The sequence below is a fragment of the Belliella kenyensis genome, assembly GCF_022549675.1.
GTDB classification, from domain to species: Bacteria; Bacteroidota; Bacteroidia; order Cytophagales; family Cyclobacteriaceae; genus Belliella; species Belliella kenyensis.
This window is the reverse complement of the sequence record NZ_JAKZGR010000035.1, coordinates 1-8085: the sequence shown is the minus strand read 5'-3', so window position 1 is coordinate 8085 and position 8085 is coordinate 1. Positions and strand designations below refer to the sequence as shown.

3 protein-coding genes are annotated in these 8085 nt (G+C 38.9%); all 3 read right to left on the bottom strand.

The features are described from left to right. The coding region (locus MM214_RS18765; protein ID WP_241297715.1) for a DUF6923 family protein at positions 1–5051 on the bottom strand (5051 nt) is incomplete at its 3' end. Between the two features lie 83 nt (positions 5052–5134). Further along, positions 5135–5926, bottom strand: a complete 792-nt coding sequence (locus MM214_RS18760) for a hypothetical protein (RefSeq protein WP_241297714.1) — start codon at positions 5924–5926, stop codon at positions 5135–5137. 1143 nt (positions 5927–7069) lie between these two features. After that, positions 7070–8085 (bottom strand): T9SS type B sorting domain-containing protein (locus tag MM214_RS18755; protein ID WP_241297713.1); only part of this gene is annotated, 1016 nt, incomplete at its 5' end.

The window sequence follows — 8085 nt, the reverse complement described above, 5'->3', positions numbered from 1 at the left end:
ACCGGTACGGATGGAGCATCTGGTACTTCTTCAATCGTTACCGTTGAGGATCCTGCCGTGGAACAGGTATTGTCTGTCGTACTTCTTACTCTTAAGCTATAAGTACCTGGAGCTAAGCCTGTGAATGTTTCACCCGCCTGATAGGTCGCTCCATTGTCAATGCTGTACTCTACACCTGTCTGGGTCTCGAACACTATTGTTCCTGTTGAAACTTCACATGTTGGTTGTATCGTACTTGCTACCACCGGTACGGATGGAGCATCTGGTACTTCTTCAATCGTTACCGTTGAGGATCCTGCCGTGGAACAGGTATTGTCTGTCGTACTTCTTACTCTTAAGCTATAAGTACCTGGAGCTAAGCCTGTGAATGTTTCACCCGCCTGATAGGTCGCTCCATTGTCAATGCTGTACTCTACACCTGTCTGGGTCTCGAACACAATTGTTCCTGTTGAAACTTCACATGTTGGTTGTATCGTACTTGCTACCGCAGGTACAGATGGAGCATCTGGCACTTCTTCAATCGTTACCGTTGAGGATCCTGCCGTGGAACAGGTATTGTCTGTCGTGCTTCTTACTCTTAAGCTATAGGTACCTGGTGCTAGGCCTGTAAATGTTTCACCCGCCTGATAGGTCGCTCCATTGTCAATGCTGTACTCTACACCTGTCTGGGTCTCGAACACTATTGTTCCTGTTGAAACTTCACATGTTGGTTGTATCGTACTTGCTACCGTTGGAGCACTTGGTTGTGCATTGACTGTTAATACATATGCTGCCTCAGCCGCTTGGCATGGAGAACCTAATGGATTATTCGTTTCAACAATAATTAAAACGTTATTACCAGCATCACCAGGAGCTGGCGTATATGTAAACGAGAAAGGGGAAACATCAGAACTGATTGGACTTAAAGTTCCAGCCCCATTATGGCTGAGTGAAACAGCCGTTGCACTACCCCCAAAAATGTTCCCAGAAACGGTAATCGGCTCAGTTACACAGGTACTTCCTGCTGTTGAACTCAAAGAGACCCCTGGAAAGTCTACACAATCACAATTGACATTGACATTGGCAACAGTTGACTCACATCCCGTAGTAGTGTTACGCGCTCTTACGGTGTGAGAGCCATTGGCTACGCCACTAAATGTTGCAGAAGCTTGATAAGTTCCTCCATCTAAGCTGTATTCAAAGTTTGTACCTAGTGGTGTTGTTACAGTTAATACCGCATTCCCGAAACCTAAACTACAATCAACACCAACTGTCGGAGTTTCAGGATTGTCAGGTATTGGGTTAATAACAATCGGGTTATCTCCCTCGGTAAAGCAAGCAACATTTGAAATCTCTCTAACAATTAGATTATACTCACCTGGTGCTAGCCCTGCAAAGATAGGACTCGCTTGGTACGTAGAGCCACCATTGACACTGTATTCGTATCCCGATTGAGCCGTAAACTCAATTGTACCAGTTGTTAGGATACATGTTGGTTGAGTTACTGTTACGGCAGCACTTGGAGGGTCGCAAGGCAATAATGTAGCCGTTGGGCAACTTGCGCCATCACCACCCGAACCCACATAACTAGTGAGTGGAACAGACTCTGCAATCAGATCCCCAGAGTGAGGTTCTGCTATTCTGTAAGAATTTCCAGAACCTGTATTATGCATATACATATCCCCATCACTCGAAAACATGACTATTTGAAAACCAGTTGTATTAGCCAAAGACTCGCTATCCAATCCAGAAACAGGACCAACATTTGTAACTACCCCACTTGTGGGATTTATTCTAATTAAATTCTTGCTCGATGAAACAAAATAAATTTGTTGATCATTTGGGCTAATAGCAAAATCTGCAAACCAAGACAGTGTTCCTGCGCCTGGGCTTATAGACAATGGCACGTCACTTAATCTTGTAAGATAGGTAGGTGAATTAGGGTTTAAATCCACACGAACTAAAACCGTCCCACGAACTCCATTTGCAAGATACATAATACCATTACTATCCATGTCTCCAGCAAAAAACACTGTATTATCAATTCCCGAACTTGGGAAAATACAATTATTAGACAAGCCTGGGATAGCAAAGAAATCGACGGTATTGTTAGACCCGATTCTTACCATCTGATTGGTGCCTACGCGGTATGCCCACAGATAATTATCTGTCACATTAAATCCTAGGTTATTTATATGTGTCTTTAACCCAAAATTTTGAATCAACTGACCTGAAACGGTTTCTGTCTGGGTTAAAGTGTTGAAGATTCTAAGAGTAGATTTTCCATCTGTGGTGGCATTACAATCATTTGCAACCAAAAAAGCATCTGAAGTCGAAATGAAAAACTCATAATCATTACAGCCTATCGGCTCAGAAGTAGTTGCAAAAGCATTTCTACAAATAGCCCCATCTGTATTGGAAAGCGCTGTATTTAAGGTTGGAGATATTTGCGTAAGTTGTGTACTATTTGCCAGTGATGGTCCTGCAAGTTCAAACACCGTCGATGTATTGTCGCCAATCACAAACAAATCTCCGGTGGCATCCATACCAATCGATGTAGGTAAGCCAGCAGATAAGCCTATTGCTCTAGTAGTAAATGCTCCGCCTGTAATAGGGTAAGTTACTAAGGCACCATTTCCGTTAGAAATACCATAGATGAACTGATTATCATTGCTGATGGAAATATCCAGCAAATTGGCTCCAGTAGAAAGAGTTATTGGAGTCAATAATGTCATGGTATTCAAATCAATCCGCTGTATAGTAGTTGAATTACTCACATACAAATACATAATGCCATTTGGACCAACGTCCCCTGCATTGTATGCAGCAACGGGAAGACCTGCTATTGGTATGTTGGCAAACGAACCATTAGAGAAAATTCGCTTAATACTATTTGTTCCGCTTATATAAGCGTACAAATAGTTATCCACCACGTTATAACCTAATGCATTCAAAGTAGAACTTCCTAGCTGTGCTGCTGAAGACAATTGCGTTCTATTTCCTGTTCTTACATCTACAGCAAATAAAGCCGAAGGACTACCAACGGTTTGGTACATTACTTCATCAGCACAATCAAAAGGGTCTGCTGTTGTCTCAACCGTTATCGTAATATCCGCCTGATCACAATTGCTTGTTATGGCTGTTTCACAAATTTGGTACCTTATCGTATAAGTTCCTGGAGGGGTATTGGCAGGAATCGTTACCTGACCAGTATTGATATTCAACACTGGTACCGACCCACCCCCAATAGGTGTTGCAGCCGTGATCACAGAGATGGTAACATTTGACAATGTTGCAGGATCGTCTCCTAATTTGTCGTTATCTAATATATTGCCTACGACCCCTCCAACAGGACTGCTAATCGGCTCATATTCATCATCCTCAGCAACAATTTGACAATTTTCGACAACAAAAGCTTTTGTCACCTCAACCTCTCTTGCACATGAATTCGGGGCAATATTATAATTTACTACTACCGTTCCAGATCCTGTAAAAGTTAATATATTGTTTGATGCTCCCGAAAGCTGACCAGGACCTGAAGCAACTGAATAAGTGCCCCCCGGTGGAGTTCCTGAAAGAAGTATTTCGCTACCTTGAGCACAATAATTTCCAGAAGCAGCAAAAGTGGTTCCTTCTAAGTCCGTAGATACAATCGTCACTCCTATTTCAGCACCACACAGCTGTACTTCTGCAGTTTCGTATGTAAAACTACCATGGTAAACTTCATTAGAATTTCCATCACCCATACTACCGTTTATTCTATGACCTACATAGGCATAATTCTTTTCGCAGGTGTTGATTGCCATGAGCGTGTGGCCACCCAACTCTAAAGTAAGATATGACTCAACAGGTGAACCAGCAGGTTTACCAGGATTGAAGAAATCTTCTCCGTTACCTGTTTCTCTCCCCAACATGCCACCATTGTCATTACCCCAAGTATAAATTTCACCTGTCCCCAATAAAATAGACATGTTCCCATACAATCGATCATGTTCATTGGGACTGATCCATTTGACATCTTCAAAAGTAGGTCCTGATGCGCTTCCTAATCTTGGTTGCACCCAAGATCTCCTGTCAGTAGTCGAATGATCTCCCAATTGTCTTTCACCATTTTCTCCTAAGGAATACACTCTTCCATTAGTCCCCAACAAGAAATAAGAGGTTCCATTTCTACCATTTGAGTCATTTCCGTTTCTACGAACGGTATTAGAACCAATCATTTTAGGCACAACCCCTGAAGGAAGTGTCATTTGAGTTGCTCGCGTTCTAGAAGTTTTGGAGGTATTATTACCCAAATAAGTTTCTCTCCCCCAAGTCCAAACTGTACCATCTGACCTTAAGGCCATCATAGCTTCTTCCGAACCTCTTAAAGCTACAACATTTGATAGAGTTGGATTACCTGACTGATTAGTAGTTACTTGACTCCAAACTGTTGTTGAACCCGATCCTCCATTCCCTCTCATTTCTGAAAATCTTGAAAGCATAAATGCCCTTCCATCACAGGTAACTAATCCAATATTATTGGTCGTTACAAACATCATTTTGACATCCTGAGGATTAATCCCAGATGGTAAGCCTGTCGAATTGCCGCCTATCGTAAGTTTTTGAAATGCATTTGACGTAGTGAGATCTGAAGCTATTACAGCGCCTTGATTCCCCCATGCAAACAAACCCGCAGTTGTAAGCAAAATGAACTGAGAAGAAGAGCTAGCACCAAAACTTCCAATACCTACTTTAAGTGGCGTACCGGTAAGTCCAGGGAAATTTGAAGCATTGATAACAGTTGGCGTAAGCAAATGTCCAGTACCATTGGCAGCGGCTCCTTCCCCCCATATCAGAAACGAGCCGTCAGCTTGCCTAACCACTGAATTATGAAATGCGGAGACAAAGTTGTCGTATTCAATAGTAGCTGCATTATTTGTAGATCGAATACCAGAATTGTTAAAATCGGTATTGGAACAGCCAAAAGCTGGATCAAAGCCACAAACTGAAGGAGCCGACGTCTGTGCCAAAAGAGAAAAAGGCAAGAGCAAAACAAAAAAGGTAAATGCCGCTTTTATTGATAAAAACATTTTCGTAAAAGTTCTATACCGACTATAACTCAAAATACATGATGTAAAGAATTTTTGCATGCGTTAAAGCTTAATATGGTAAATTATTTAATTTGCTTGAGTATGGTGAAACTTTCGGTCTGACCATTAGGATTGATTAAATCCACCTGGACATACACATCGTCTCCAATAGTTCCAGAGACGTTAAAATCTATAAATTTTGGATTTTGATTACTGGTTAAGTATTTTCCATTTAGAAATCCAGTACCTGAAAAATCACAATCAATACCAGAAACCCTTAATTGAAATAAGGGGTTATCATCTAAAGTTTTGTCTTCAATAGTGTGAATATTTACAGGTACCTTGATTGTATCTTGATTGAATTGCTTCTTACTAGACAGAAAATCATACCACTCGTTTTCATCCCAAATCCACTCGTATTTGATAGGGTCAACTTTAACATTTATTAAATACTCTTCATCAGCATGGTTACACCCACCAGGGACATGCCTATGAGGTGTATATACTTTCACTGTATATGCTCCAGGTTGATCAAAAATCTTGTCATTGATGGAAACCCCAAATCCCGATTCAACAATTTCATCATTGGAGTGAATCTTCCAACTGGTATCTTCACTCACATTATATACCGTATTTTCTGAAATTTTTTCACCGAAGGAAATAGTCACATTAGACTCCACAAAATATATATCACCTTTATGCAATTGCCCCATATATTTATTAAAAAACATCTGAGTAAAAGTAAGAGCAGGAGTTTTTCCCTCTGAGATTATTTGCTTAGATCCAATACTATCCCCTTCCACTCTATCTTGAGCACTAATTCCTAAAAATGGAGTGACCATTAAAAACATAATTAAATCTAAGTGCATTTTCATTAGATTATAATTTTAGATAATTAAAATTTTTACGCTTACTAGAATGACATATATCTATATTTTCAAATAAATGACCTTAGAATTATGGCGGAGATTATTAAATGCAACTAAAAACTTATTTATATCCTAGAAAGAAGAAATTTATAACTTCATCTCGTTCAAGAAATGCACATCTATTGAACAAAATAAATTAATATTCAATACTGTGTGAGTAGCATTTCTCCTACAAATTGTTCCTGAAAAGCTCTTGAGCTTTAATCAATTTGCATGGAAGAAAAATCAGCATTTGAGATTGTGAAAACAAAAGTCAAATCTTAGGCCTTAGTAATATTCTCTCCATAATCAATTTTTTAATTTATTATTAAATAAAATCTATTTTCACAGCTTTGGTACCTGTGTCCATTAAATTTATTGAAAATGAGCTCTTTATTAGAACTGTTGAACCTTAACCTTAAACTAATTAATAATCAATATTAATCTAAATATCCCGAAGGAACGATTTTTTATATACGCATTATTACTCACCTAACTCATTTTTAAATATTCTTTAAAAAACCTTATCACCTTTCTGTCAATCTGTTACAAAAATTCCTATTCAGAATTAAAAATCACATCAAAGTATAGCCATCCTGTATACTGCTCTTTGCGAAAGGACACTCAAGCTAAATTTCCATGACAATTGAGATAAATTGTTGTTTTGATCAATTTTACCAATTCAAACCTTTGGTTCAAACTTTTAAGTTTTTTTCCCCGATTATGGTCTTGCTTCTTCCTCTCTATTTTTTTAAAACCTAACAATAATTCTATCCACACTTTCTTATTTCCTTTGGGGTGAAACCGGTCATCTCCAGTTTTTGAATTTTATTTTTTATCTCAGTGCTTTCATTTTTGAATAACAACCCAGAACAAACTTATAGCCATCGCTGATGAGTGCATTGATATTGGTTGATGACAAAAGGGCTACCTGAATCAGCAATCCCAATAGGTTTATCAATGAGAAACTTCTTATCACCAATTTCATACACATATTTTCACCTAAAAATTCTCCCACAAAAAAACCTAGCTTATTAATGCGTTAAAAAGCATCAGCAAGCTAGGTTTATTAATTATTTACTTAGGTACTATTTCAATATCCTAGCACCATTAATCCTTGATCACTTGGATCCATCCTTTGAAGACATGTTCTCTTCCTGCTCTATCCACCGCCTTGAAAACATAGTAGTAAGTACCAGCTGGTAGTCCATCGGCATCCCAATTATTTTGATAATTGCTAGCCTCATAGATATGATCTCCATATCTATTGAAAATTACAATTTCGTTACTTACAAATTTATTGACCCCTTTGATTTCGAAAGTATCGTTTCGTCTATCACCGTTTGGTGTTATTACATTTGGTATCATAAAAGGTTTGATAACATTTACATCCGTGCCGGTATTGTCATTTGGATTACTATCACGCTCTGCGCTTGCCACCGTTACCACATTGGTGATAGTCTGAGAGGTTGTACCAATCAAAGCATTTGCCATAACCGTCACTGTAATTTCCAACACTGCATCAACTGGCAAATATGGAACATCCCATATCAATCTTCCACTTTCTAAACGGAAATTGACTTCAAGTCCCTGGACAGAACTACTCACTGTTTGGCTTTGGAATGTTAAACCATTTGGAAGGACATCTTCTATTCTAACTTCTGATGCATCTGTGCCACCAATGTTGCTCACCCTGATTTCATAATTAAACACATCTCCTTCCCATATCTCAACTCCACCAGATGTTTTACTTGCTGTCAAATCGACGTCTGAATCTTCCAGAACGAGTGTTATAAATGCAGTATCACAATTACCAGGATTTAAGATTTCACAAAGTCTATATTCCATTGTGTACCTACCTACTTGATTGACACCAGGCACTAAGGATAGAACTCCATCTGCTCTAATGAGCAAACCTTGGATTCCACCAAGATCAAAAATCTCAAAATCTACTAATGAAGGATCAACTGACACCCTATTAAGTAAATCATTGGACAATATATTTCCCAACTCTCCACCGAAATCAACTGGATGAACACCAAAATCATCGTCATTGGCTATGATCTCCAATGCCAAATTAAGGTTAAGAATAGCTTCTCCAGTATTTAAACTTTCGTATCCTAGAT

Coding starts and splice junctions, on each gene's coding strand:
- MM214_RS18760 (WP_241297714.1), bottom strand. CDS start 5,926: ATGAAAATGCACTTAGATTTAATTATGTTTTTAATGGTCACTCCATTT.